This window comes from Dokdonella aquatica (assembly GCF_051987395.1).
Classification (GTDB): Bacteria; Pseudomonadota; Gammaproteobacteria; order Xanthomonadales; family Rhodanobacteraceae; genus Dokdonella.
On the sequence record NZ_CP197094.1, the window covers coordinates 3,141,222 to 3,164,809 of the forward strand.

Below are 23,588 nucleotides of genomic sequence, written 5' to 3' on the forward strand. Positions count from 1 at the left end.
TCTCCCCTTGCGGGAGAGGGGCAGGGGAGAGGGAGCGCCTGTCGTGCCGACGTGCCACGTCCACAGCAGCGTTCGCCGCCGCGAACGTGCATGACGCTGACGTATCGCACGACCGCGTGGTATTCGCTGCGACAGATGCTCGTGCGGACGCCGGAACGACGAAGCCCCGCACAAGGCGGGGCTTCGTCGGGGAATCCATGGTGCCGAAGGTGGGACTCGAACCCACACTCTGTTGCCAGAAACGGATTTTGAGTCCGTCGCGTCTACCATTCCACCACTTCGGCACGGGGCGCGGAGTATACGCGACTCCGCGCGTCGGGTTCAGTGCGTGCGGTCCAGCGAGAGCTGGCGCTGGTCGCGGCCGTACCAGTTGTCGCCGACCGGCTTGAACACCGAGCACGAGGTCATCGAGCCGCGGTAGATGTGCAGCGACACGGCCACGCCGTCGTCGCTAGGGTTGCGGATCGTGTGGTACTCGTGCGGCGGGATCAGGCTGCCGGCCGAGCCGGGACCGGCCAGCGTGGTGCCGCGCGGCTCGAAGCGGTAGCGGCCTTCGGCCTGTTCGACGAGTTCGTACGGCGTGACCTCGATCTGGCCGTGCCAGACGCCTTCGACGCACCACATGCCGGCATGGTCGTGGATCGCGGTGCCCTGGCCGGGGCCCCAGGTCATCGCGATGACGCTGTAGCCGAATTCGTCGCTGCGGTAGATCTCGCGGCGCGCGTAGTGGTCGTCGACCGCCTCGTAGACGCAGCCGGGCAGGCGCACGTTGTCGTCGCGGATGAGGCGGCACAGGCTGTTGCGCAGCGCGTCGGTGATCGCGGTGGCGCAGTCGTTGCGCACGGCCGCGTCGAGCGTGTCGACGAAGTGGCGCGAACCGGGGAAATCGAGTGCGAGCATGCGGCGGGGTCCTCGCGGAATCGGGTGCCGGCGCGGGGCCGGAAGGTGGCCCGATTCTACAGCGACCCCAGGAACCGCGCGATCGCGGCGCCGAAGCGCTCGAGGTCGACGAGGAACGCGTCGTGGCCTTGCGGGCTGTCGAGCGCGACGAAATCGACCGCGGTGCCGCCCGCGACGAGGCCGTCGGCGATCTCCTGCTGCTGCGACAGCGGAAACAGGATGTCGGTCTCGACGCCGATCACGAGCGCGCGCTCGATGCCGAGGCCGGCCAGCGCCGCGCGCGCGTCGCCACCGCCGTGTTCGGCGATGTCGAACCAGTCGCTCGCGCGCGAGAGGTACAGGTAGCTGTTCGGATCGAAGCTGCGCACGAAGCGGCGCGCGTGGCCTTGCAGGTACGACTCGATCTCGAACTCGGCGCCGAACGGATCGTCCTCGCGGCGCTCGGCGTCGAGGCGGATGCGCGCGAAGCGGCCGACCCATTCCATCGCCGAGCGGTACGTGATCACGCCGAGCTTGCGCGCGATGCTCATGCCCGCTTCGGGGTAGCGCTCGTCGTCGTAGCGGCCTTCGTCCCACTGCGGATCGAGGCGGATCGCCTCGCGCTGCAGCGAGCGGATCGCGATCGCGAACGGCTGCGCCTGCGGCGCGGTCGAGATGCTGATGTGCGTGCGCGCGCAGCCGCGGTGCTGGGCCAGGTGCGCGAGCGCGGTCATGCCGCCCATCGAATTGCCGAGCAGGCAGGCGAGGCGCGCGATGCCGAGCGCGCGCACGAGATCCTGCGCGGCGTTGGCGGCGTCCTCGAGCGTGAGGTCGGGGAAGTCGAGGCGGTAGGTCTCGCCGGTCGCCGGGTTGATCGAGGCCGCGCCGGTCGAACCCTTGCAGCTGCCGAGCGTGTTGACGCAGACGACGAACCAGCGGTCGGTGTCGATCGCGAGCCCGGGGCCGATCATGCCTTCCCACCAGCCCGACGACGGATCCTCGGCATTCGAGGCCGCGTGCGCGCCCGGCGACAGTCCCGTGTGGATCAGGATCGCGTTGTCGCGCGTGGCCGAGAGTTCGCCCCAGGTCTCGTAGGCGAGGCGCGCGTCGACGAGCGCGCCGCCGCGCTTCATCGGGAACGGCGACGGCAGCGCGTGCCAGCGCCGGGCATCGGCGACCGCCTCGGTCATGGCACGCGGCTGTCGATGGCGAGGTCGATCGGCTCGCGGCGCGTCACGTCGATCGGCGTCGACAGCACCTGCAGGTCGCCGCTCTGTGCCATCGCGTTGCCGCTGCGCGAGATGCGCGCGCCGACGATCACCTGCGGGAACATCGACAGCTTCATCGACGGCATCATGCCCATCGAGTCGTCGAGCGTGACCGTGAGCGGCAGCGCGCTGGCCGGGCCGCGATGGATCGCGAGCGGCATCGGTGGGCCATTGGCGGCGCGGGCGAAGATGTACAGCGTGCCGTCGGCAGGCACCTCGGCGGCAAGCTTCGGATCGAGCGTGACGCGCACGATCAGGCGCGGGCCTTCGCCGCTGGCGGGCGCCGTCGTGTCGTTCGCCGGTGCGGCCGGTGGCGTCGCCGCCGCGACGGGCGGTGCGGCCGCGGGAGCGACGTCGCCGAGGCCGCCGAGGCGCTGCGCTTCGGCGATCTGCGTGCGCACGCTCTGCGCGATGTCGGATTCGGGCGGCAGGTTCGGCAGCAGGCGGTTCCAGGCATCGACCGCGGCCGCGTACTGGCCGGCCTGGTAGTCGCTGATGCCGATCAGCCACAGCGCGCGCTGATGCCCCGGGTCGGCCGCGAGCACCTTCTCGAGGATCTCGCGCGCCTCGCCGACGAGGCGGCGGCCTTCGTTGGAGAGACCGACGGCCTGCGCGTATTCGACCTGCAGGTCGGTGCTGTCGGGCGCGAGATCGACCGCGCGCTTGAGCGCGTCCCGCGACTCGGGGAAGCGGCCCATCGACTGGTAGGCGCGGCCGAGCAGGGCCCAGCCGTCGGGGTTGTTCGGCTCCTCGCGCAGCTTCTTCTCGAGGCCTTCGACGGCTTGCGTCATGTCGACGCCGTGCTCAGCTTCACCGGCGCCCGCAGCCGCGGCGCGCGCGGCGATGCGCGCGGGATCGAGCGCGTCGGGCTCGCCGTAGGCGCGGTAGAGCAGGATCGCCGCGATCGGCAAGGTCACGGCGAGCAGAAGCGCCGTCGTCACCGCGGCACGCGTGCGCACGGGACCGGCTTCGGCGGCTGCGGGCGTCGTCGCCGCCAGCGTGGCGCGCTTGCGCGCGTACTCGTCGGCATCGATGACGCCGGTCGCAAGCGCTTCGTCGAGCGCCTTGAGGCGGCGCGCATCGGGTGTCGCCGCGGCGGCGCGACGGCCGCGCATGAGCGGCACGAGCGGGAACGCGAGCGCGGCGACGAGCATCGCCACGGCCCAGATGGCGAACGTCGTCATGTCCAGTCGTCCCCGGCAGGATCAGGTGTGGTGGTGGTCGGGGCGCCGGTGCGCGCCACGGCGGCGCGCCTGCGCACGATCGTCGCGACCGCGATGCCGCCGATCACGAGCACGATGAACGGACCGACCCACAGCAGCAGCGTGCCGCCGCGCACGGGCGGGTTGTAGAGCACGAAATCGCTGTAGCGATCGGTCAGGTAGCGCTTGATCTCGGCATCGGTCTTGCCCTGGCGCATCTGCTCGAACACTTCGGCGCGCAGGTCCTTGGCGAGGTCGGCGCTGGAGTCGGCGAGGCTCTCGTTCTGGCACACGAGGCAGCGCAGCTGGCGCGCGAGGTTCTGGAAGCGCTGCTCCTCGGCGCGGTCCTTGAACGGCAGCACGTCGATCGCCGCGGCAGGCAGCGCGATCGACAGCGCGAGCACGGCGGCGAGCAGCCGCGGTGCGCGCGGGAAGAACATCGTCATGGCGTCCCCTTGGCCATCTCGGCGAGCCGAGGCTTGATCTCCGTGGCGAGCACGATCGGCGTGATCGCGCCGATGCGCTTGTAGCGCACCACCCCTTGCGCGTCGACGAGGAAGGTCTCGGGCGCGCCGTAGACGCCGAAGTCGATCGCGACGCGGCCGTCGCGGTCGGCGACAATGGTCGTGTAGGGATCGCCGAAGCGTGCGAGCCAGCGCTTCGCGTCGTCGGGCTCGTCCTTGTAGTTGAAGCCGACGAGCGGGACACCGAGCTTCTTCGCCTCGGCCATGAGCAGCGGATGCTCGTCGAGGCAGGCGAAGCACCAGCTCGCGAACACGTTGAGCAGGTAGGGCTTGCCGCGCAGGTCGGCGGCGCCGAACGTGCGTTCGGGGTCGGCGAGCAGCGGCAGCGCGAACGCGGGCGCAGGCTTGCCGATCAGCGGCGACGGCACCTCGCTCATGCGGTTCTCGCGCATCCACGAGATGCCGAAGGCGAGCAGCGCGACGAGCAGCAGGAAGCCCGCGAGCGGCACGAGGCGCGCATTCATGCGTGCGCTCCGGCCGGTTGCGTCGTCGTGGCGGACGTGGACTCGGGCACCGGCTGCGGTTCGCTCGCGCCCGAACGCACGACGCGGAAGCGCCGGTCGGCCGCGGCGACGAAGCCGCCGAGCATCATGATCAGCGCGCCGAGCCAGATCCAGCGCACGAACGGCTTGTGGTAGATGCGCACCGACCACGCGCCGGCGTCGCCGAGCGGTTCGCCGAGCGCGACGTAGAGGTCGCGCGTGAAGCCCGGATCGATCGACGACTCGGTCTGGATCTGCGTGTTCTCGCCGTACTGGCGCTTCTGCGGATGCAGCACGGCGACCGTCGCCTCGTCGCGCAGGATCGTGATCGTGCCCTGGTCGGCCTTGAAGTTGGGGCCTTCGGTGTGCGCGACGCCGTCGAAGCGGAACGTGTAGGGACCAAGCACGGCGGTCTCGCCGATGTCGAGGCGCAGGTCCTTCTCGACGCTGGTCGCCTCGGTCACGAGCACGCCGGCGAGGAACACGCCGACACCGAAGTGGGCGAGGATCATGCCGAGCATCTCGGGCGTGAAGCGGCGTCCGGCCGGGGCGAGGCGCCAGCGGCGTGCCGCGTAGAGCAGGATGCCGAGGCCGACCCAGATCGCACCGGCGACGCCGATGACGCCCTTGAGCGGCAGCGCGCCCGCGACGAGCCAGGCCGCGAGCGCGGCGACCACGGCGAGGAACAGCGCAGGGCGCAACGCCCGCATCGCGGCACCGGCATCACCGCGTCGCCAGTTCACGAACGGACCGAACGGCAGCAGCAGCGCGACCGGCGCCATGAGCAGCACGAACATGAAGCCGAAGTAGGGCGGGCCGACCGAGATGCGGCCGAGGTTGAGCGCCTCGCCGAGCAGCGGGTAGAGCGTGCCGAGCAGCACCATCGCCGCGGCGCACGTGAAGAGCAGGTTGTTGATCAGCAGCAGCGTCTCGCGCGAGACCGTCTCGAACGGCTCGCCACCGGCGACCTTCGGCGCGCGCAGCGCGTAGACCAGCAGCGAACCGCCGACCGTCGCGGTCAGGAACGACAGGATGAACAGGCCGCGCTCGGGATCGCTCGCGAACGAGTGCACCGAGGTCAGCACGCCCGAGCGCACGAGGAACGCGCCGAGCAGCGACAGCGAGAACGTCGAGATCGCGAGCAGCAGGGTCCACGCGCGGAAGCTGCCGCGTTTCTCGGTGACGGCCTGCGAGTGGATCAGCGCGGTGCCGACCAGCCACGGCATGAACGAGGCGTTCTCGACCGGATCCCAGAACCACCAGCCGCCCCAGCCGAGCTCGTAGTAGGCCCACCAGCTGCCGAGCGCGATGCCGAGTGTGAGGAAGCCCCAGGCCACGTTGGTCCACGGCCGCGACCAGCGCACCCACTGCACGTCGAGGCGGCCGCCGAGCAGCGCGGCGATCGCGAACGCGAACGCGACCGAGAAGCCCACGTAGCCGAGGTAGAGCATCGGCGGATGCACGATGAGGCCGAAGTCCTGCAGCACCGGGTTGAGGTCGCGGCCGTCGGCGAGCGCGGGCAGGTGGCGCTCGAACGGGCTCGACGTGAGCACCGCAAACAGCAGGAAGCCGACGCTGACGAAGCCGAGCACGCCGAGCACGCGTGCCATGAAGTCCTCGGGCAGGCGGCGGCTGAACACCGCGACCAGCACGGTCCACAGCGCGAGCATGAGGATCCACAGCACCAGCGAGCCTTCGTGCGCGCCCCACACCGCCGAGAAGCGGTAGTACCAGGGCAGCGCGAGGTTCGAGTTCTGCGCGACGTAGGCGACCGAGAAGTCCTGCACCATGAACGCGTGGGTGAGGATGCCGAACGCGATCGCGAGGAACACGAACTGGCCGATCGCGGCGGGGCGGCCGACCGCCATGAGGGCGCGGTTGCCGATCTGGACGCCGACGAGCGGGGCGACGAACTGCACGATCGACAGCAGCAGCGCGAGGATGAGGGCGAATTGACCGAGTTCGGGAAGCATGGCGCTGGCTGTGCCTTCGGGTGGATGCAGTCGCGCGCGGCGACGGGCGGGATCAGTACGTGGACGGCTTGGCCGCGTCCTCGGGCACGTTGTGCTTCTGGTGCGCCTTGCCCATCGCTTCGGCGACGTCGCGCGGGATGTAGTTCTCGTCGTGCTTGGCGAGCACCTCGGTGGCGACGAAGCGATCGCCCTGCATCGAGCCCGTCGCGATCACCGACTGCTTCTCGCGGAACAGGTCGGGCAGGATGCCCTCGTACTCCACGCGCATGTCGCCGTCGCCGTCGGTGACGACGAACGCGACGGTCAACGACTGGCCCCGCTCGATCGACTTGTCCTTGACCATGCCGCCGATGCGGAAGCGCGCGTCGGCCGGCACCTTGCCGGCGAGGATCTCGCTCGGTGTGTAGAGGTAGGTCATGTTCTGCTGCAGCGCGAACACGGTCAGCGTGGTCGCGACGCCGACGGCGAACAGGATCATCGAGATCGCGACGAGACGGCGCTTGCGGGTCGGGGTCACGTCGGGGTCTCCGTTCGTTTCTGCTGGCGCTTGATGCGGCCGCGCAGCTCGGCGAGCACGCGGCGGCGGTGCAGGCGCGGGGCGATGTAGTCGATCGCGAGGACCACCGCGAAGATCGCGTAGGACGACCACACGTAGGCGCCGTAACCGCCCATGGCGAGGAATTCGCTCATGGCGCGGCTCCTGTGCGCAGGGCTTCCTCGCGTGCCCAGTCCTTGCCGGCCTCGAGTTCGAGCAGGCTCGCACGGGCCCGTGCGAACAGGCTGCCGAGGAACCACAGCTTGGTCGCCAGCGCCATCAGCAGCAGCGGCCACAGCATGCTCGCGTCGATCGCCGACGGGCCGAGCAGGCGCACGGTGGACCCTTGGTGCAGCGTGTTCCACCACTTCACCGAGAAATGCACGATCGGCACGTTGACGATGCCGACGAGGGCGAGGAACGAAGCCGCGCGTGCAGCCTGGCGACGATCCTCGATCGCGTGGTACAGGCCGATCACGCCGACGTAGAGGAACAGCAGCACGAGTTCCGAGGTCAGGCGCGCGTCCCAAGTCCACCACGTGCCCCACATCGGCTTGCCCCAGATCGAGCCGGTGGCGAGCGTGATCGCGGTGAACGCGGCGCCGATCGGCGCGCAGCACATCGCCAGCGTCTCGGACAGCTTGATGCGCCAGACCAGCGCGATGAACGCGTTGACGGCCATGACGAAGTAGATGAACAGGCTCATCCACGCGCTCGGGACGTGGATGAAGATGATGCGGTAGGCGTCGCTCTGCTGGTAATCGGCCGGCGCGAGCACGAGCCCGCCGTACAGGCCGACGAGGCCGGTCAGCGCGGCCAGCGCGAACAGCCACGGCGTGAACCGCCCGGCGAGGCGGTAGAACGTCGGCGGCGAACCGATCTTGTGGAACCACAGCGTCAGCGTATTCATGAGATCGAGATCCGCAGGGCCGCCGCGCACGCCATCGGAGCGAGCACGAGCGCCATCGCGAGTGCAGCCCCCAACCACAACAGCGGTGCCGTGAACGGCAGGCCTGCCTGCGCCGCGTCGCAGGCCCCGGCCGCGAAGATCAGCACGGGGACGTACAACGGGAGCACGAGCAGGGCCAGCAGCATACCAGAGCGCCGCATGCCGACCGTCAGCGCCACGCACACCGCACCGAGCAGGCTCAGCAGCGGCGTCGCCAGCGCGAGCGCGCCGAGCAGCACGGGCAGCACGTGGCGCGGCAGGTGCAGCATCTCGGCGAGTAGCGGCGCGGCGACGAGCAGCGGCAGCGCCGTGGTCAACCAGTGCACGAGGATCTTGCAGCCGAGCAGCATGGCCAGCGGATGCGGCGACAGCACGAGCTGCTCGAGCGCGCCGTCGTCGTAGTCGGCGCGGAACAGCGTGTCGAGCGCGAGCAGGCCGGCCAGCAGCATCGCCACGAACACGATGCCGGCGGCGATGCGCGCGAGCTGGTTCGGCTCGGGACCCAGCGCGAGCGGGAACAGCATCACGATCATGATCGCGAACAGCACCGGGCTCAGCGCGTCGCCGCGGCGTCGCCAGGTCAGCAGCAGGTCGCGGCGCAGCAGCGCGGCGCAGGCGCGCGAGGCGCTCGCCGTCGTCATGCAGCCACCGGACGGATCGGCAGGCGTCGCGGCGCACCCGAGGTGAACGCATAGGCGCCGTGCGAGGTGACGAGCGCCGCACCGCCGCGTGCGGCGTGTGCGTCGAGCAGGCGGTTGACGAGGTCGATGCCGCCGCGGTCGAGGTTTGCGTAGGGTTCGTCGAGCAGCCACAGCATGGCCGGCACGAGCAGCAGGCGGGCCAGCGTGACGCGCTTCTTCTGTCCGGCGGAGAGCTGCCGCGTGGGCACGTCCTCGTAGCCTTCGAGACCCACCTCGCCCAGCGCCGCGATCGCGTCGGTGCCCGGGCGCGCGCCGAACAGGCCGGTCGCGAAGCGCAGGTTCTCGAGCGGCGTGAGGTCGCCCTTGAGGCTGGGCAGGTGGCCGAGCAGGGCGACCTTGTGCGACAGCCGCGCGAGGGTCAGCGGCTGGCCGTCGAGCAGGATCTCGCCCGAGGCCGGCTCGAGCAGGCCCGACAGCACCTTGAGCAGCGTGGTCTTGCCGGCGCCGTTGTCGCCCTCGATGAGTACCACCTCGCCCGCATGCAGCGTGAAGTCGAGCGGGCCGAACACGGGCTCGTCGTTGCGCGCGAACGCGAGGCCGCGCGCATGCAGCAGGGGTGGCGCGTCGTGGGAAGGAAGGGCCGCCATCGAACCCGCAATGCTAGCCGCACGGCCGCGGAGGCGCCATGCGGCAGCGTGTCGTGGCGGTCCGGTCGCGGTTGCCGTTACTGGAAAGCCGATCCGAAGATGTGGTCCGAGTTGAGGCGCAGCACGACGCCGTCGTAGTCGGTCGAAGCCGCCGTGGCGTCGACCGCGCTGCCGAGGATCAGCGGCTTGCCGCCGTCGAGCCGCACGGCCTTGAACTCGGTCGCGTAGTTGTTGGCGCCGCTGCTGGTCGGCGCGCGGTAGGCGTAGGTGCCTTCGGTCGAGTAGCTCGTGTCGGGCGAGCCGTCCCGCTTCAGGCGCATCGTGAGGCCGAGCATGTCGGCACCCGAGGGCACGTTGCGCCCGACCAGGAACGCCTTGCCGTCGCCGCGGACCACGACATCCTCGGCCGGGGTGTTGGCGTAGGCACTGACGTAGCGGTAGGGCCGCCCCGGGATCGCGCTGCCGACGAAGCTCGTGTCGATTTGCAGGCTCGTGTACGAACCCGATCCGGACGGCGGCCCGAACACGATGCGGCGTGCGGCGGCGCGGCCGCTCGCGGTGCCGACGACCGTAATCGTGCGCAGGTCGTTGAGCGCGGCCGAGGTCGCGTTGTCGTAGATCGAGTTGCCGGGGCCGGGTTCGTCGATCGGCAGCGCGATCGACCCGACGTCGCCGGCGATGTTGAGGCCGTTCGACGACAGGATACGCGCGGCGAAGTCGGTATCGAGGTCGCTCACGACGGTGGTACCGACGACGACGAAGTTGTCGCCGATCGCCCGCAGGATCTTGGCGCCGTAGGCCGCCTTGCCGGTGAAGAACGGTGCGCGCGTGCCGCGCCGGCCACCGGCACCGTTGTCGATCGTGCCGAAGCTCGTGTCGATCGCGCCGGACGTCATCAGCCGGATCACGGCGAACTCGCTGAGGCTGCCGGAAGGCTGCGAGCTGCCCGCGATCACGATGCGACCGTCGGCCTGCACGAGCATCGAGGTCGGGCCGTCGGCGAACGCGATGCTGGTGTCGAAGCCGACGATCGCGCGGCCTGCGGTGCCGAACGTGGCGTCGGTGCTCGCGTCCGTGTTGAAGCGCATGATGCCGAAATCGGAGACGCCACCCATGCCCGGGATCGTGCCCGCGACGAGGATGCGGCCTTCGGCATCCAGGGTCATCGTGGTCACCGAGGTGAAGCCCGCATCGACGAGACGGCGGCCGAGCGTGCCGAAGCCGGTGCCGGCAAGCTGGCCGTCGGCGGTCAGCCTGAACAGGCCGATCTGCGGGCCCACCGCGCCACCCGGGACCGACAGCACGACGACACTGCCGCCGTCGGCCGTACGCGCGAAGCCGACCGCGCGTTCGTCCATCGACCCGTAGTAGAAGCGCGTCCAGCCCGGTCGGATCTGGCCGCTCGCATAGCTCGTGTCGGGAAAGATGTCACCGATCACGGTGCCGGCCACGGCGGGTCCGGCGGTGGAGGTGAGCAGGGCTAGGAGGGCGGCGAGCGGTCTGGAGGTCATCGGGGCGGTTTCCGGGGGGAATTCCGCGAGTACGCAACGGTATGGTGAATCGGGACATCGTCGGTGCGGGTTGCATGGCCCAACCAGCCGCGGAATGCGCTACGCTCGCACTCCGGTCCCGGCGACGATCCGCCGCAGGGGCCGTCGATGCCGTAGCCAGGGATGCCGCCGCCATGAGCAAGACCGCCGTGCTCGTCCCGTTCCCGATCGGTCGCCTCGACGACGAGGAACTCGAACTGCGTGCCTGGGAGGCGTTCATCGAATACGGCCGCGAGTCCGCGCCGTACCGCCGCTTGCTCGCCGAGATCCGCCGCCGCACCGGTGGCCCGGGCGAAGCCCGTTTTCCGATGCGCCCGACCTCGCCGGCACGAGTCACCCACCTGCTCGATTTCACGGCGCGGTTGCGGGCGTTGCGCAAGCGTTGAGGCTGCGCTCGCACCTATGCATCGCCGGGTGATTCGATGGCCGGGCTGCTGTCAGCCTTGGGTTGCGGGACGTGCTCGCGGAGCTCCCGCAAGGTCACGATGTGACCGTGACTCCGATGAGGAGCAGGCCTGCGGAATGCGGTCTTACTGTTTCAGCTGCGCTCAAGGGGATGACCAGCGCTTCGCGCTGTTGTGAGGCGCCTCCGGCTTTCGCCGGAATGACGACATGTAAGCTTCAGTACGGGAACGATGTCGTCGCGCGAACCCATCGCGATCCGGTCGTCACCGAGACTCCGTCATTCCGGCGAAAGCCGGAATCCCCTTGAGCGCCACGTCGGTTGTCGACGCACCTAGGAACGGCAACGCCGGGCAATTTCGCCGTGATGCGAAGCGAGCGGGCATGCCGCGAGGGCCCCCCTCACACCTCGAGATGGATCCCGCACTCGCGCTTGAGGCCGAAGTAGCGCGTGTCTTCCTCGCTCATGCCTTCGCCGAGCGGGCGCGTCGTGTGCACGTCGCCGATCGACACGTAGCCCTGGTGCCAGAGCGGGTGGTAGGGCAGGTCGTGGCGCTGCAGGTAGGCCCAGACGTCGCGGTCGCTCCAGTCGACGACCGGATGCACCTTCCAGCGACCGTGGCGGCGTTCGAGCACGCGCGACTCGCGGCGCGTACTGGCCTGGCTGCGGCGCAGGCCGGCGAACCAGGTCTGCGCGCCGATATCGTCGAGCGCGCGGCGCATCGGCTCGACCTTGCGCAGCGCATCGTAGCGCTGCAGGCCGTCGAGGCCTTGTTCCCAGAGGCGGCCGTAGCGGGCCTCCATCCAGGCGCGGCTGATCTTCGGCCGGTACACGCGCAGTTCGAGGTCGAGGCGTGCGGTGAGCTCGTCGGCGAACTGGTAGGTCTCGGCGAACAGGTAGCCCGTGTCGACGAGGATGACCGGGATGTCGGGCGACAGCCGGCTGACGAGGTGCAGCGACAGCGCAGCCTGTGCGCCGAAGCTCGACGACAGAACATGCGGGCCCGGCAAGGCCTCGAGCGCCCAGGCGACGCGTTCCTCGGCACTCTTCGCATCGAGCGCGTCGTTGAGCTCGGCCAGCGCGCGCGCGTCCGTCGCGGCCGCGGCGAGGTCGGGCAGGATGCTCATGCCGCCACCTTCGCGTGCAGGGCCGGATCGTCAGCGACGATGCCGTCGCGCACGAGGAAGTCGCCGAAGCCTTCGCCGTCGCGGCGTCGTGCCGCATAGCGCGCGAACAGGTCATCGAGCACGCCGAGGATCTCCTTTTCGTCGATGTTCTCGCGGTGCAGGCGGTTGAGGCGTTGGCCGCGCCGGTCCGCACCGAGCATGAGGTTGTAGCGGCCGGGTGCCTTGCCGATCAGCGCGATCTCGCCGAGGTAGGGGCGCGAGCAGCCGTTCGGGCAGCCCGAGATGCGCAGGTGGATCGGTGCTTCGGCGAGGCCGTGGCCGGCGAGCAGGCCATCGACCTTGCCGACGAACTCGGGCAGGTAGCGCTCGGCCTCGGCCATCGCGAGCGCGCAGGTCGGCAACGCGACGCAGGCGAGCGCGGCGAGGCGCAGCGGGCTCGCGGTCGCGTGCAGGTCGAGCCCGTATTCGGCGACCAGTGCATCGATCGCCTCGCGCCGGTTCGCGGCCACGTCGGCGACGATGACGTTCTGGTTCGGCGTGAGGCGGAAATCGCCGTCGTGGACCTGCGCGATCGCGCGCAGGCCGCTCTGCAGGCGGCGCGTGTCGCGGTCGACGATGCGGCCGGCCTCGATGCGCAAGGTCAGGTGCCAGCGGCCGTCGTGGCCTTCGCTCCAGCCGAAGCGGTCGCCGTTGTGCTCGAACGCGAACGCGCGCGCCGGATCGAGCGTGAAGCCCGCGCGCTGCTCGACCTCGGCCTTGAAACGCGCGATGCCGAGTGTCTCGATCGTGTACTTGAGGCGTGCGCGCTTGCGCACCTCGCGGTTGCCGAAATCGCGTTGCGCGGTCAGCACGGCCTCGGCGACCGCGAACACCTGTTCGGGCTTCACGAAGCCGATCACGTGGGCGAGGCGTGGGTAGGTCTCGGCATCGCCGTGCGTGGCGCCCATGCCGCCGCCGACCGTCACGTCGAAGCCGGCCAGCGCGCCGTCCTCGACGATCGCGATGAAGCCGAGGTCCTGCGCGAACACGTCGACGTCGTTGTGCGGCGGCACGACGAATGCGGTCTTGAACTTGCGCGGCAGGTAGGTCGCGCCGTAGACCGGCTCGCCCTCGTCCTCGCCACCGGCGACGCGTTCCTCGTCGAGCCAGATCTCGTAATAGGCACGTGTCTTCGGCAGCAGGTGCTCGGACAGGCGTCGCGCCCAGTCGTGCACCTCGGCGTGCAGCGGCGATTCCACGGGATTCGGCGACACGAGCACGTTGCGATTGACGTCGCCGCAGGCCGCGATCGTGTCGACGAGCGCGTCGTTGAACGCCTTCATCGTGGCCTTGAGCTCGGTCTTGACGACGCCGTGCACCTGGAAGGCCTGGCGCGTGGTCACGCGCAGACCCGAGGTCGCGTAGCGCGTCGCGAGCGCGTCGAGGGCCAGCCATTGGGACGGGGTGGCGACGCCGCCGGGCGTGCGCGTGCGGATCATGAAGCTCCACGCCGGCTCGAGCTTCTGCTGGCGGCGCTCCTCGCGCAGGTCGCGGTCGTCCTGCTGGTAGCTGCCGTGGAACTTGATGAGGACGGTGTCGTCGTCGCGGATCGCGCCCGTGTGCGCGTCGGCGAGGCTCTCGGCGAGGGTGCCGCGCAGGAAGTCGCTGGCGGCCTTGATGCGTTCGACGGGGGAGGAGGGCGAGGTCATGTCGGGTCGTGGCGGGGCGTGGAACGTGCGGTGGGCGCGAGGGCGTCGCGGGCGTGTCCGATGCGGTGGCGTGGGCGACAACAGCAGGGGCGTCGGGTCATCGCGGCGGCCTCAGTAGACGTCGCGGGCGTAGCGCCCTTCGCGTTGCAGGGTGTCGAGCCACGCCGAGGCGTCGTCGCGGTCGCGCCCGCCGTGTTCGGCGACGATGTCGACGAGCGCGGCGTGGACGTCGCGCGCCATGCGCGTGGCGTCACCGCAGACGTAGAGATGCGCGCCGCCGTCGAGCCACGCGAACAGCTCGCGGCCGTGCTCGCGCATACGGTGCTGCACGTAGATCTTCTCGGCCTGGTCGCGCGAGAACGCGAGGTCGAGGCGCTGCAGGCGGCCTTCGCGCAAGGCTTCCTGCCATTCGAGCTGGTAGAGGAAATCGCTGCGGAAGCGCGGGTTGCCGAACAGCAGCCAGTGGCGGCCGCGCGCACCGACTGCAGCGCGCTCCTGCAGGAAGCCGCGAAACGGCGCGACGCCTGTGCCGGGACCGATCATGATCAGATCGCGTTCGGGATCGGCCGGCAGGCGGAAACGCGGATTCTCCTCGACGAACACGCGCACGTGTGCGTCGTCGCCCGTCGCCGCGAGGTAGCCCGAGGCCGCGCCGGCGTGGTCGAGGCCGAACGCCTCCCAGGCGACGCGTGCGACCGTGAGGTGCGCCTCGTCGCCGACCAGCTTGCGGCTCGACGCGATCGAATACAGCCGAGGCGTCTGCGCGCGCAGCGCGGCGACGAGGGTGGTGGCGTCCCAGGTCGCCGGCCACGCGCGCAGAAGATCGACGACCTGGTGCGTGTCGAGCAGTCGCGCGAACGCATTGCGGTTCGCCGGATCGAGGATCGCCGCGAGATCCGCGTGGCCGCCGCGCTCGGCATGCGCCGCGATGAACGGACGCGCGAGCCGCGTGACCTCGCGATGCGAGACGAGCCAGTCGCGCAGCGCGTGCGAGGTGCCGGCGTGCGTGACCGCTGCCTCGCCGTCGAGCTTCAGCGTGGCCAGAATCGTGTCGACGAGCGTGGCGTCGTTGCGCGGCCACACGCCGAGCGCGTCGCCGGGTTCGTAGTGCAGGCCGGAGCCTTCGAGCGAGAGCTCGAGATGACGGATGTCGCGCGTGCCGTCGCGCGCGGTGATGCGCTGGTTGGCGAGCACGGCGGCGGCGAACGGCTGATCGCGCGATGGAAGGGCGATCGTCGGCGTCACCGCGGCGGTCGCGCGCAGCGGAATCACGGCGGCACCGCTCGTGCGTGCGGCGAGCGCGTCCCTCGCGCGCTCGAGCGTCGTCGCGGCCCAGGGCTTCGCAACCGTGTCGACGTCGACATCGGCTTCGCCGCGTTCGGCGAGGCGTTTGCCGCCGAGTTCGGCGAGGCGCTCGTCGAGGCGGCGGCCGATCGCGTTGAAATGCGGGTAGCTCGAGTCGCCAAGGCCGAGCACGGCGTAGCGCAGCGTATCGAGCTTCGGTGCGCGCTTGCCGGTCACGTGCTCGACGAACGCACGTGCGTCGTCGGGCGGATCGCCGTCGCCCTGTGTCGAGATGACGACGACGAGTGCACGCTCGGCGGCCAGTTCGCGCAGCGGGTAGGTGTCGGCACGCACGAGCCGTACGGCGAGGCCGCCGGCGGTCGCCTCGGCGGCGAGGCGCTCGGCGACACGTTTCGCGTTGCCGGTCTGGCTGCCGTAGAGCACGGTCAGGCGCTCGGGCGTGGCGGTGGCCGCGGCATGGCGTTCGGCGGGGATGGGCGATGCCGCTGCCCGCGTCGCGAGTGCGGCCGCGTAGCCCGACAACCACCACAGCGCGCCGGCGTCGAGGCCCTCGACGAGTCGTCCGAGCAGCGCCGTCCGGTCTTCCGGCAAGGGCACCTGCGGCGGAGCGGCGATGTGCGCGGACATGCGGCGGGCCAGGGAACGGACGTCTGGGCGTCCAGAATGCGTCGATCCTGGGCGATGCCGCCGCGATCGTGAAGAAACCGTTGTGCATGCGCTTATGCGCGAGTCGGGATAAGCGCTGCGCTATGCTCGGTGCCCGCCACGGAGCCGACCACCATGACCACGACCGCGACCAGCCGCCTCGCCGTGCTCATCGATGCCGACAACGCCCAGCCAGCGATCGTCGACGGCCTGCTCGCCGAGGTCGCCAAGTACGGCGTGGCCAGCGTCAAGCGCATCTACGGCGACTGGACCGGGCCGCACCTGAAGGGATGGGAGGAGACGCTGCTGTCGCACTCGATCCAGCCGATCCAGCAGTTCCGCTACACGACCGGCAAGAACGCCACCGACTCGGCGCTCATCATCGACGCGATGGACCTGCTCTACGGCGACCGCTTCGACGGCTTCTGCATCGTCTCGAGCGACAGCGACTTCACGCGGCTGGCCATGCGCATTCGCGAATCGGGCCTGACCGTGTACGGCTTCGGCGAGAAGAAGACGCCCGAGCCGTTCGTGAAGGCCTGCGACAAGTTCATCTACACCGAGATCCTGCTGCCGCGCGCCGACGACGCCGCCGATGCGCCGAAGCCGGCCCGGGAGCCCGGCAAGGACCGGCAGCTCGCGTCGCTGCTGCGCAAGGCTGTCGAAGCGGCCTCCGACGACGGCGGCTGGGCCAATCTCGGTGCGATCGGCAGCTACATCGCCAAGCAGATGCCCGATTTCGATCCGCGCAGCTACGGCTTCCCGAAGCTGCGCGAGCTCGTCGTCGCGACGAAGCTGTTCGAGATCGAGGAGCGCCTGATCGGAACCGGGCCGGCCAAGTCGGTCTATGCGCGCGAGCGCAAGCGGCGGCCGGGCAAGGGCTGACGGGCGGCGGCGATCAGGCGTCCTCGAACGCGAGTCCGGCGTCGCGCGCGGCGTCGCGCCAGGCGCCGAGAATCGTCGCGCCGAAGCAGCATGCGATGACGTCGAAGCCGTCGGCCTGCGTCGCGAACGCGTGCACCGCGATCGCGGTAGCCGCGTTGGCCGGGTAGCCGTAGACGCCGCAGCTGATCGCCGGGAACGCGATCGAGCGCAGGCCGGCGTCGCGTGCGAGCGCGAACGCGTTTCGATAGCAGGACGCGAGCAGCCCGGGTTCGCCGTGCATGCCGCCGCGCCAGACCGGGCCCACCGTGTGGATCACGTGACGTGCCGGCAGGTCGAAGCCGGGCGTCATGCGCGCCTCGCCCGTGGGACAGCGCACGCCTGGACGGACTTCGGGGATCGCGTGGCAGGCCGCGAGCAGGCGCGGTCCGGCGGCGCGGTGGGTCGCACCGTCGACGCCGCCGCCCCCGAGCAGCGTCTCGTTGGCGGCGTTGACGATCGCGTCGACGCCGAGCGTGGTGATGTCGGCCTGGATGATGCGGAGCATGCGGAGATCCGCGGCGCGACGGACGCCGCGGATCGGCGCGTCAGCGCCCCTGCTGCTGCTTGAGCAGGTCGCGGATCTCGGTGAGCAGCTGCACGTCGGCCGGCGGCGCGGCCGGTGCGGCTTCTTCCTTGCGCACGACGCGGTTGATCACCTTGATGAGCAGGAAGATCGCGAACGCGATGATCGTGAACTGGATCAGCGTGTTGAAGAACGCGCCGTACTGGACCGCGACCTCGCCCTTGCCGTCGGCGCCCGCGTCGACGAGCACGAGCTTGTAGGCCGAGAAGTCGACGCCGCCGATGAGGTAGCCGATCGGCGGCATGATGACCTGGTCGACGAGCGAGGAGACGATCTTGCCGAACGCGCCGCCGATGACCACGCCGACCGCGAGGTCGATGACGTTGCCGCGCATCGCGAAGGTCTTGAATTCGGAGATGAAGCTCATCGGAAGTCTCCCGTCGTCGCGGACCGGTCGGGGTGCCGGTCGCCGCGGCGATAGCCTACACGCAACGCATCGATCTGCGCGTCAGAGGATCGTGCCGCGCAGTGTCGCGAGGCCTTCGAGCTCGGCCTCGAAGCGGTCGCCGCGCTGCAGTGCGGCGACACCGGCCGGCGTGCCCGTGAAGATCAGGTCGCCCGCGGCGAGGTCGTAGAACTTCGACAGCTCGTGGATCACCTCGGCGACCGTGAACACCATGTCCGAGGTGCGCGTCTGCTGACGCAGCTCGCCGTTGACGTGCAGCGACAGCACGGCATCGGCGGGGTGGCCGATCTCCGAGACCGGGCGCAGCGCCGACACCGGCGCGGAATGGTCGAAACCCTTGGCCGTGTCCCACGGTGCGCCCTTCTTCTTGGCCGCGGCCTGCAGGTCGCGGCGCGTGAGGTCGAGGCCGACGCCGTAGCCGTAGACGCGCTCGAGCGCGTGCTCGACCGGGATGTCGCGACCGCCGCCCGACAGCGCGACGACCATCTCGACCTCGTGGTGCAGGTCGCTGGTCGCCGAGGGGTAGGGCACGTCGGCGTCGCCGATCACGATCGCATCGGCCGGCTTCATGAAGAAGATCGGCGCGGAACGGTCGACTTCCGCGCCCATCTCCTTCGCATGCTCGGCGTAGTTGCGGCCGATGCAGTAGATGCGGCGCACGGCGAAGCGGAGGTCGCTGCCGGCGACGGGGATGCTCGGGATCGGATGCGGAGCGAGGGCGTAGGTCATCGGGAAAAGCCTTGCGGATGAGGAGAAGGGTGGATCAGCGGCGGTGTTGGCGGCGCCGCACGAGCTTGAGGCCCGACCAGGTCGCGTCGACGGCGCAGACCTTGACGTCGACGAGGCCGAGCGGCAGCGCGAGGCTGCGGATCGTATCCTCGGTGACGTCGGTCGGCACGCGTGCGCTGCGCTTGGGCCACGACACCCACAGCATGCCCGTGTCGGGAAGCTCGGCATCGAGGGCACGCAGGTGCCCGGCAAGTACCGCGGCTTCGCGCACGAACACGTGGGCGATCGTGAACGCCTCGCCGGGTGCCGCGAACGTGCCATCGGTCGCGTCGAGGCCGACCAGCGCCGCGTAATCGGCCGGGGCGTCGACGAGGCGCAACGCGGCACCGGGCGCGAGGCCCAGCTTCTGCCACACGGGTTTGCCCGAGTAGCCGGCCGGGGGCGTACCTGACATTCGTCACCTCGTCGCCATGAAAGTGGTGCCTTGTGGCACCTCGGTCGCCGCGACAGTCTATGGCAGACTCGCCGCCCACGTCGGGGCAGGGCGGAGCACGGGGACACGATGGACGACAAGCGCGAACTCCTGAACCAGCTGCGCATCGACCGCAGCGCGCCCGAGACGGGGTCGCGCACGCCTTTGATCGTGGCCGTCGTGATTGCGGTCCTCGTCGCCGCGGGCGCGGCCGCGTGGTGGTTCCTCGCCGCGAACCCGCGCATCGTCGTCGAGACCGCGACGGCGTCGGCGCCCGCCGCGCACGGCAGCGCACCGACCGCGGTGTTGCAGGCGACCGGTTACGTCACCGCACGTCGCCAGGCGACCGTGTCGGCGCAGATCACCGGCACGCTGTCCGAAGTGCTCATCGAGGAAGGCGAGCGCGTCGAGGCCGGCCAGGTGCTGGCGCGCCTCGAGGACACCGCGCAGCGCGCCGCGCTCGGCCAGGCCGAGGCGCAGCTCGCGCAGGCGCGCGCGCAGGTCGGCCAGTTCCAGGCGCAGCTCGCACAGGCGCGCCGCGACCAGACCCGCCAGCAGGATCTGGTCGGCCGCAAGCTCGTCTCGGTGCAAGCCGCCGAGTCGGCGTCGACCCAGGTCGATGCGCTCGCCGCGCAGGTGCTCGCGCAGCAGCGCTTCGTCGATCTTGCCCAGGCGCAGCTGCGCAGTGCGCAGGTGCAGCTCGACTACACGACCGTGCGCGCGCCGTTCCCGGGCGTGGTCATCGCCAAGGCCGCGCAGGTCGGCGAGATCGTCTCGCCGCTGTCGGCCGGCGGCGGCTTCACGCGCACCGGCGTCGGCACGATCGTCGACATGGATTCGCTCGAGATCGAGGTCGACGTCAACGAGTCCTACATCAATCGCGTGCGCCGCGGCGCGCCCGCGCAGGCCGTGCTCGATGCCTACCCGGACTGGACGATCGACGCGCACGTGATCGCGATCATCCCGACCGCCGACCGCGGCAAGGCCACGGTCAAGGTGCGCATCGGCCTCGGCGTGAAGGACGCGCGCATCCTGCCCGACATGGGCGCGCGCGTGTCGTTCATGGAGCAGGCAGCGCCGGCCGATGCCGCCGCGCCGGCGCCGCCGCCGAAGGGCGTGCTCGTGCCGGCGACCGCGATCGTGCAGCGCGATGGCCGCAGCGTCGTATTCGTGGTCGAAGAGTCGCGTGCGTCTGCGAAGGCGGTGACGCCGGGCCAGGCCTATGGCGAACTGCGGCTCGTCGAAGGCATCGCGGTCGCCGCGCGCGTCGTGCGCGTGCCGCCGGCCGGGCTCGTCGACGGGGCGAGGGTGGAGGTCGCGGCGCCCGCGCCGTGACCGCGTGATCGGGGCCCGGGCGCGCGCCGCGCGTCCGGCAGGGTTTGCCGCAGGCCGCGCCTTCCGCGGCGGCGGGGCATGCAACGAGGAACGAGCGATGACGAACCTGGTCGAGATCCGTGGCGTCAGCAAGGTCTACGAGCGCGGCAAGCAGAAGGTCGAGGTGCTGCACGGCGTCGACCTCGACATCGCCAAGGGCGATTTCCTCGCCCTCATGGGCCCGTCCGGCTCGGGCAAGACGACCCTGCTCAACCTCATCGGCGGCCTCGACTCGCCGAGCGGCGGCAGCCTCACCGTCGAAGGCCAGCGCATCGACCGCCTCGGCGGCGGCGCGCTCGCGAAGTGGCGTGCCTCGAACGTCGGCTTCATCTTCCAGTTCTACAATCTGCTGCCGATGCTCAGCGCGCAGAAGAACGTCGAGGTGCCGCTGCTGCTGACACGCCTGTCGGCCGCGCAGCGCAAGCGCAACGCGGCGATCGCGCTGCAGCTCGTCGGCCTCGCCGACCGCGCCGGCCACAAGCCGAACGAACTCTCGGGCGGACAGCAGCAGCGCGTCGCGATCGCGCGTGCGATCGTCTCGGATCCGACCCTGCTGGTCTGCGACGAGCCGACCGGCGACCTCGACCGCCAGTCCGCCGAGGACGTGCTCGGCCTGCTGCAGCAGCTCAACCGCGAGCACGGCAAGACCATCATCATGGTCACGCACGATCCCAAGGCCGCCGAGTACGCGACGCACACGCTGCACCTCGACAAGGGCACGCTGGTCGGCCAGGCCGCGGCCTGAGGAGACTCGCCATGAAGTACTTCCATCTGGTCTGGGCCGCACTGTTCCGGCGCAAGACGCGCACGCTGCTGACACTGCTGTCGGTGCTCGCCGCGTTCGTGCTGTTCGGCCTGCTCGACGGCGTGCGCGTCGCGTTCACGGCAGGCAGCGACGCGGCCGGCGTCGACCGCATGATCGTGTCGTCGCGCTTTTCGATCATCCAGCCGTTGCCGCAGAGCCTCATCCCACGCGTGCAGGCCACGCCGGGCGTCAAGACGGTGACCTGGGCCAACTGGTTCGGCGGTTACTACAAGGAGCCGAAGAACCAGGGCTTCAACATCGCCATCGGGCCCGATTACTTCAAGGTCTACCCGGAGCTCGTCGTGTCCGACGGGGCGCGCCAGGCGTTCGAGCGCACGCGCACGGGCGCGCTGCTCGGCGAGACGCTCGCGAAGCGCTTCGGCTGGAAGGTCGGCGACAAGGTCGTCGTGACCGGCGCGATCTTCCCGAACAAGGCCAGCGGCGACACGACGTGGACGTTCGACGTGGTCGGCACGTTCTCGGTGCGCGAGGAGAAGCTGCGCGGCATGGAGCAGCAGCTGCTGTTCCGCTGGGACTACTTCGACGAGGCCAACGGCTACGGATCGGGCACGGTCGGCTGGATGATCACGCAGGTCGAGGATCCGAACCGCTCCGACGAGGTCGCCAAGGCGATCGACGCGCTGTCGGCCAACTCCGACCACGAGACCAGGACGCAGACCGAGCAGGCGTTCAACCTGTCGTTCGCCAAGCAGCTCGGCGACATCGGCCTCATGGTCAGCGCGATCATGGGCGCGGTGTTCTTCACGTTGCTGCTGCTGACCGGCAACACGATGGCGCAGGCCGTGCGCGAACGCATCCCCGAACTCGCCACGCTCAAGACCATGGGCTTCTCGGACCGCAGCGTGCTCGGGCTCGTGTTCGCGGAAGCCGTGTTGCTGATCGTGCTCGGTGGCGTGCTCGGCCTCGGCCTCGTCGCGATCCTGTTGCCGGCGCTGTCGGCGATGAGCGGCGGCATGTTGCAGCTGCCGCCTGTCGGTGCACGCACCTGGGGCGTCGGGTTCGCCGTAATGCTGCTCATCGGCCTGCTCGTCGGCGTGCTGCCGGCGTTGCGCGCGATGCGCCTGAAGATCGTCGACGCGCTGGCCGGCCGCTGAGGAGACACGACATGTCACGCATCAAGGGTTTCTTCCGTGGCCTCGGCATCGCCGCGCTCATCGTGCTCTCGCTCGTGCTGTGGGTCGTGCTGCCGTGGCCGGTGGTGCTCGCGGTCGCCGTGCTGCTCGCGCTGTGGATGGCGGTGACGCGCAGCGGGCGCCAGGCCGCCTCGGTCACGCGTGTGGGTCTTTCGACGGTAGGCCAGCGTCTCGGCGCGTCGTCGGTGATCGTGGTCGGCATCGCCGGCGTGGTCGGTGTGCTCGTCGCGCTGCTCGCGATGGGCGAGGGCCTGCAGGCGACGCTGCGCAGCACCGGTGACACCGATACCGCGATCGTGCTGCGCGGCGGCGCGACCGCCGAGCTCAGCTCGGGCCTCACGCGCGAGGACGTCACGCTGCTCACCCAGCTGCCCGGCATCCTGCGCGATGCCGAGGGCAAGCCGATCCTGTCACCCGAGATCGTCGTCGTCGCCAACCTGCCGAAGAAGTCGACCGGCACCGACGCCAATGTCGAGGTGCGCGGCATCGGCCCGCAGGCCTGGGCGCTGCGCCCGAACGTCAAGGTCGTCGAGGGCCGCGCGTTCACGCCGGGCCTGCGCGAGATGATCGTCGGCAAGGGTGCTCGCGCGCAGTTCGTCGGCCTCGAACCCGGCGCGACGATCTCGCTCAACAACCAGGACTGGACCATCGTCGGCGTGTTCGCCTCGGGCGATGCGCACGAGTCCGAGCTGCTCGGCGACGTCGATACGGTCGCCGCCGCGTATCGCCGCACGGGCGGCTACCAGTCCGCGACGCTGCGCCTGACCTCGCCCGAAGCACTCGACGGCCTCAAGGCGGCCATCGCGACCGACCCGCGCCTCAAGGTCGATGCGAAGACCACGCTCGACTACTACACGGCGCAGTCGGAGAACCTGTCGAAGGTAATCCGCATCTTCGGCATCACGATCGCGGTGATCATGGCGATCGGTGCGATCTTCGGCGCGCTCAACACGATGTACGCGGCGGTCGCGACGCGTGCGCGCGAGATCGCGACGCTGCGCGCGATCGGCTTCCGTTCGCCGCCCGTGATCGTGTCGGTGATGCTCGAGACGATGCTGCTCGCGCTGCTCGGCGGCGCGCTAGGTGGCGCGATCGCGTGGCTGATCTTCGACAACTACACGGTGTCGACGCTCGGCTCCAACTTCAGCCAGGTCGTGTTCCAGTTCCGCGTGTCGCCGGAACTGCTCTCGACGGGCCTCAAGTGGGCGCTCGCGATCGGCTTCATCGGCGGCCTGCTGCCCGCGCTGCGGGCGGCGAGCCTGCCGGTGACGGTGGCACTGCGCGAATCCTGACCGGATCGCTTCCAATCGTACTTCCGCGCGA

At 70.3% G+C, this 23,588-nt stretch carries 25 protein-coding genes and 1 tRNA gene; 6 read left to right on the forward strand and 20 right to left on the reverse strand.

The window, feature by feature from the left end; all coding sequences use genetic code 11:
* Positions 1 to 198: 198 nt before the first annotated feature.
* The 13 genes from ACQQ2N_RS14035 to ACQQ2N_RS14095 form a co-directional block, all read right to left on the reverse strand.
* Positions 199 to 284, reverse strand: a tRNA-Leu gene (locus tag ACQQ2N_RS14035).
* A gap of 37 nt (positions 285 to 321) precedes the next feature.
* Positions 322 to 900, reverse strand: a complete 579-nt coding sequence (locus ACQQ2N_RS14040) for a cysteine dioxygenase (RefSeq protein WP_440222203.1) — start codon at positions 898 to 900, stop codon at positions 322 to 324.
* A 56-nt stretch (positions 901 to 956) separates the two neighbouring features.
* Entirely contained in the window at positions 957 to 2,069 is a 1,113-nt protein-coding gene (gene metX, locus ACQQ2N_RS14045) for a homoserine O-acetyltransferase MetX (protein ID WP_440222204.1), read from the reverse strand.
* A complete protein-coding gene (ccmI, locus tag ACQQ2N_RS14050; protein ID WP_440222205.1) occupies positions 2,066 to 3,331 on the reverse strand; it encodes a c-type cytochrome biogenesis protein CcmI in 1,266 nt (421 codons plus the stop codon). Before ccmI ends, metX begins: the two co-directional genes overlap by 4 nt.
* Positions 3,328 to 3,795 carry a cytochrome c-type biogenesis protein gene (locus ACQQ2N_RS14055; RefSeq protein WP_440222206.1) on the reverse strand — a complete coding sequence of 156 codons (468 nt, stop codon included), beginning with the start codon at positions 3,793 to 3,795 and terminating at the stop codon, positions 3,328 to 3,330. Before ACQQ2N_RS14055 ends, ccmI begins: the two co-directional genes overlap by 4 nt.
* Entirely contained in the window at positions 3,792 to 4,337 is a 546-nt protein-coding gene (locus tag ACQQ2N_RS14060) for a DsbE family thiol:disulfide interchange protein (RefSeq protein WP_440222207.1), read from the reverse strand. Before ACQQ2N_RS14060 ends, ACQQ2N_RS14055 begins: the two co-directional genes overlap by 4 nt.
* Positions 4,334 to 6,328, reverse strand: coding sequence for a heme lyase CcmF/NrfE family subunit (locus tag ACQQ2N_RS14065; protein WP_440222208.1), 1,995 nt, complete (start codon positions 6,326 to 6,328; stop codon positions 4,334 to 4,336). Before ACQQ2N_RS14065 ends, ACQQ2N_RS14060 begins: the two co-directional genes overlap by 4 nt.
* A gap of 52 nt (positions 6,329 to 6,380) precedes the next feature.
* On the reverse strand, positions 6,381 to 6,845 hold the full coding sequence (gene ccmE / locus ACQQ2N_RS14070) for a cytochrome c maturation protein CcmE (protein ID WP_440222209.1): 465 nt from the start codon (positions 6,843 to 6,845) through the stop codon (positions 6,381 to 6,383).
* The gene (gene ccmD / locus ACQQ2N_RS14075) at positions 6,842 to 7,018 is read right to left on the reverse strand and encodes a heme exporter protein CcmD (RefSeq protein WP_440222210.1); all 177 of its coding nucleotides are present in this window, start codon (positions 7,016 to 7,018) and stop codon (positions 6,842 to 6,844) included. The genes ccmE and ccmD overlap by 4 nt, the downstream gene beginning before the upstream one ends.
* Entirely contained in the window at positions 7,015 to 7,773 is a 759-nt protein-coding gene (locus ACQQ2N_RS14080; protein WP_440222211.1) for a heme ABC transporter permease, read from the reverse strand. Before ACQQ2N_RS14080 ends, ccmD begins: the two co-directional genes overlap by 4 nt.
* Positions 7,770 to 8,453 carry a heme exporter protein CcmB gene (gene ccmB / locus ACQQ2N_RS14085; protein WP_440222212.1) on the reverse strand — a complete coding sequence of 228 codons (684 nt, stop codon included), beginning with the start codon at positions 8,451 to 8,453 and terminating at the stop codon, positions 7,770 to 7,772. Before ccmB ends, ACQQ2N_RS14080 begins: the two co-directional genes overlap by 4 nt.
* Entirely contained in the window at positions 8,450 to 9,100 is a 651-nt protein-coding gene (ccmA, locus tag ACQQ2N_RS14090; RefSeq protein WP_440222213.1) for a heme ABC exporter ATP-binding protein CcmA, read from the reverse strand. The genes ccmB and ccmA overlap by 4 nt, the downstream gene beginning before the upstream one ends.
* 77 nt (positions 9,101 to 9,177) lie before the next feature.
* Positions 9,178 to 10,611: a hypothetical protein gene (locus ACQQ2N_RS14095; protein ID WP_440222214.1), complete on the reverse strand. Its 1,434-nt coding sequence runs from the start codon at positions 10,609 to 10,611 to the stop codon at positions 9,178 to 9,180.
* Between the two features lie 173 nt (positions 10,612 to 10,784).
* Between ACQQ2N_RS14095 and ACQQ2N_RS14100 the strand changes: the two genes are divergently transcribed.
* On the forward strand, positions 10,785 to 11,036 hold the full coding sequence (locus tag ACQQ2N_RS14100; protein ID WP_440222215.1) for a hypothetical protein: 252 nt from the start codon (positions 10,785 to 10,787) through the stop codon (positions 11,034 to 11,036).
* Between the two features lie 418 nt (positions 11,037 to 11,454).
* On the opposite strand, the gene ACQQ2N_RS14105 is transcribed toward ACQQ2N_RS14100, so the two are convergent.
* From ACQQ2N_RS14105 to ACQQ2N_RS14115, 3 genes are all read right to left on the reverse strand, one after another.
* Positions 11,455 to 12,180 carry a phosphoadenylyl-sulfate reductase gene (locus tag ACQQ2N_RS14105; RefSeq protein ID WP_440222216.1) on the reverse strand — a complete coding sequence of 242 codons (726 nt, stop codon included), beginning with the start codon at positions 12,178 to 12,180 and terminating at the stop codon, positions 11,455 to 11,457.
* Complete coding sequence (gene cysI / locus ACQQ2N_RS14110; protein ID WP_440222217.1) at positions 12,177 to 13,868, reverse strand: assimilatory sulfite reductase (NADPH) hemoprotein subunit; 1,692 nt, start codon at positions 13,866 to 13,868, stop codon at positions 12,177 to 12,179. The genes ACQQ2N_RS14105 and cysI overlap by 4 nt, the downstream gene beginning before the upstream one ends.
* A gap of 111 nt (positions 13,869 to 13,979) precedes the next feature.
* Entirely contained in the window at positions 13,980 to 15,800 is a 1,821-nt protein-coding gene (locus tag ACQQ2N_RS14115; RefSeq protein WP_440222218.1) for an assimilatory sulfite reductase (NADPH) flavoprotein subunit, read from the reverse strand.
* 153 nt (positions 15,801 to 15,953) lie between these two features.
* Here ACQQ2N_RS14115 and ACQQ2N_RS14120 point away from each other — a divergent pair, with 153 nt between their 5' ends.
* Positions 15,954 to 16,703 (forward strand): NYN domain-containing protein, encoded by a 750-nt coding sequence (locus ACQQ2N_RS14120; protein WP_440222219.1) that lies wholly within the window; start codon positions 15,954 to 15,956, stop codon positions 16,701 to 16,703.
* A gap of 13 nt (positions 16,704 to 16,716) precedes the next feature.
* Here the strand turns inward: ACQQ2N_RS14120 and ACQQ2N_RS14125 are convergent, their stop codons facing one another.
* From ACQQ2N_RS14125 to ACQQ2N_RS14140, 4 genes are all read right to left on the reverse strand, one after another.
* Positions 16,717 to 17,247, reverse strand: coding sequence for an O-acetyl-ADP-ribose deacetylase (locus tag ACQQ2N_RS14125; RefSeq protein WP_440222220.1), 531 nt, complete (start codon positions 17,245 to 17,247; stop codon positions 16,717 to 16,719).
* A 40-nt stretch (positions 17,248 to 17,287) separates the two neighbouring features.
* Positions 17,288 to 17,692 carry a large-conductance mechanosensitive channel protein MscL gene (mscL, locus tag ACQQ2N_RS14130; protein WP_440222221.1) on the reverse strand — a complete coding sequence of 135 codons (405 nt, stop codon included), beginning with the start codon at positions 17,690 to 17,692 and terminating at the stop codon, positions 17,288 to 17,290.
* Between the two features lie 81 nt (positions 17,693 to 17,773).
* The gene (locus tag ACQQ2N_RS14135) at positions 17,774 to 18,460 is read right to left on the reverse strand and encodes a fumarylacetoacetate hydrolase family protein (protein WP_440222222.1); all 687 of its coding nucleotides are present in this window, start codon (positions 18,458 to 18,460) and stop codon (positions 17,774 to 17,776) included.
* A gap of 34 nt (positions 18,461 to 18,494) precedes the next feature.
* Positions 18,495 to 18,914 (reverse strand): DUF3052 domain-containing protein, encoded by a 420-nt coding sequence (locus tag ACQQ2N_RS14140; RefSeq protein ID WP_440222223.1) that lies wholly within the window; start codon positions 18,912 to 18,914, stop codon positions 18,495 to 18,497.
* A gap of 108 nt (positions 18,915 to 19,022) precedes the next feature.
* On the opposite strand from ACQQ2N_RS14140, the gene ACQQ2N_RS14145 reads away from it, so the two are divergent.
* From ACQQ2N_RS14145 to ACQQ2N_RS14160, 4 genes are all read left to right on the forward strand, one after another.
* Positions 19,023 to 20,267 (forward strand): efflux RND transporter periplasmic adaptor subunit, encoded by a 1,245-nt coding sequence (locus ACQQ2N_RS14145; protein ID WP_440222224.1) that lies wholly within the window; start codon positions 19,023 to 19,025, stop codon positions 20,265 to 20,267.
* 97 nt (positions 20,268 to 20,364) lie between these two features.
* Positions 20,365 to 21,051, forward strand: coding sequence for an ABC transporter ATP-binding protein (locus ACQQ2N_RS14150; RefSeq protein ID WP_440222225.1), 687 nt, complete (start codon positions 20,365 to 20,367; stop codon positions 21,049 to 21,051).
* Positions 21,052 to 21,062: 11 nt separating this feature from the next.
* Positions 21,063 to 22,226 carry an ABC transporter permease gene (locus ACQQ2N_RS14155; protein WP_440222226.1) on the forward strand — a complete coding sequence of 388 codons (1,164 nt, stop codon included), beginning with the start codon at positions 21,063 to 21,065 and terminating at the stop codon, positions 22,224 to 22,226.
* 11 nt (positions 22,227 to 22,237) lie between these two features.
* On the forward strand, positions 22,238 to 23,557 hold the full coding sequence (locus tag ACQQ2N_RS14160) for an ABC transporter permease (RefSeq protein ID WP_440222227.1): 1,320 nt from the start codon (positions 22,238 to 22,240) through the stop codon (positions 23,555 to 23,557).
* Positions 23,558 to 23,588 lie beyond the last annotated feature (31 nt).

Bases quoted from the DNA above. Each gene is read 5' to 3' on its own strand.
- ACQQ2N_RS14145 (WP_440222224.1), top strand. From the start codon at position 19,023: ATGGACGACAAGCGCGAACTCCTGAACCAGCTGCGCATCGACCGCAGC.
- ACQQ2N_RS14120 (WP_440222219.1), top strand. From the start codon at position 15,954: ATGACCACGACCGCGACCAGCCGCCTCGCCGTGCTCATCGATGCCGAC.
- ccmA (WP_440222213.1), bottom strand. From the start codon at position 9,100: ATGGCGGCCCTTCCTTCCCACGACGCGCCACCCCTGCTGCATGCGCGC.
- ACQQ2N_RS14065 (WP_440222208.1), bottom strand. From the start codon at position 6,328: ATGCTTCCCGAACTCGGTCAATTCGCCCTCATCCTCGCGCTGCTGCTG.
- ACQQ2N_RS14040 (WP_440222203.1), bottom strand. From the start codon at position 900: ATGCTCGCACTCGATTTCCCCGGTTCGCGCCACTTCGTCGACACGCTC.
- ACQQ2N_RS14105 (WP_440222216.1), bottom strand. From the start codon at position 12,180: ATGAGCATCCTGCCCGACCTCGCCGCGGCCGCGACGGACGCGCGCGCG.
- ACQQ2N_RS14100 (WP_440222215.1), top strand. From the start codon at position 10,785: ATGAGCAAGACCGCCGTGCTCGTCCCGTTCCCGATCGGTCGCCTCGAC.
- ACQQ2N_RS14135 (WP_440222222.1), bottom strand. From the start codon at position 18,460: ATGACCTACGCCCTCGCTCCGCATCCGATCCCGAGCATCCCCGTCGCC.
- cysI (WP_440222217.1), bottom strand. From the start codon at position 13,868: ATGACCTCGCCCTCCTCCCCCGTCGAACGCATCAAGGCCGCCAGCGAC.
- ACQQ2N_RS14140 (WP_440222223.1), bottom strand. From the start codon at position 18,914: ATGTCAGGTACGCCCCCGGCCGGCTACTCGGGCAAACCCGTGTGGCAG.
- ACQQ2N_RS14060 (WP_440222207.1), bottom strand. From the start codon at position 4,337: ATGAATGCGCGCCTCGTGCCGCTCGCGGGCTTCCTGCTGCTCGTCGCG.
- ACQQ2N_RS14115 (WP_440222218.1), bottom strand. From the start codon at position 15,800: ATGTCCGCGCACATCGCCGCTCCGCCGCAGGTGCCCTTGCCGGAAGAC.
- ACQQ2N_RS14125 (WP_440222220.1), bottom strand. From the start codon at position 17,247: ATGCTCCGCATCATCCAGGCCGACATCACCACGCTCGGCGTCGACGCG.
- ccmB (WP_440222212.1), bottom strand. From the start codon at position 8,453: ATGACGACGGCGAGCGCCTCGCGCGCCTGCGCCGCGCTGCTGCGCCGC.
- ccmD (WP_440222210.1), bottom strand. From the start codon at position 7,018: ATGAGCGAATTCCTCGCCATGGGCGGTTACGGCGCCTACGTGTGGTCG.
- ACQQ2N_RS14150 (WP_440222225.1), top strand. From the start codon at position 20,365: ATGACGAACCTGGTCGAGATCCGTGGCGTCAGCAAGGTCTACGAGCGC.
- ACQQ2N_RS14080 (WP_440222211.1), bottom strand. From the start codon at position 7,773: ATGAATACGCTGACGCTGTGGTTCCACAAGATCGGTTCGCCGCCGACG.
- ACQQ2N_RS14155 (WP_440222226.1), top strand. From the start codon at position 21,063: ATGAAGTACTTCCATCTGGTCTGGGCCGCACTGTTCCGGCGCAAGACG.
- metX (WP_440222204.1), bottom strand. From the start codon at position 2,069: ATGACCGAGGCGGTCGCCGATGCCCGGCGCTGGCACGCGCTGCCGTCG.
- ccmI (WP_440222205.1), bottom strand. From the start codon at position 3,331: ATGACGACGTTCGCCATCTGGGCCGTGGCGATGCTCGTCGCCGCGCTC.
- ACQQ2N_RS14095 (WP_440222214.1), bottom strand. From the start codon at position 10,611: ATGACCTCCAGACCGCTCGCCGCCCTCCTAGCCCTGCTCACCTCCACC.
- ACQQ2N_RS14160 (WP_440222227.1), top strand. From the start codon at position 22,238: ATGTCACGCATCAAGGGTTTCTTCCGTGGCCTCGGCATCGCCGCGCTC.
- ACQQ2N_RS14055 (WP_440222206.1), bottom strand. From the start codon at position 3,795: ATGACGATGTTCTTCCCGCGCGCACCGCGGCTGCTCGCCGCCGTGCTC.
- mscL (WP_440222221.1), bottom strand. From the start codon at position 17,692: ATGAGCTTCATCTCCGAATTCAAGACCTTCGCGATGCGCGGCAACGTC.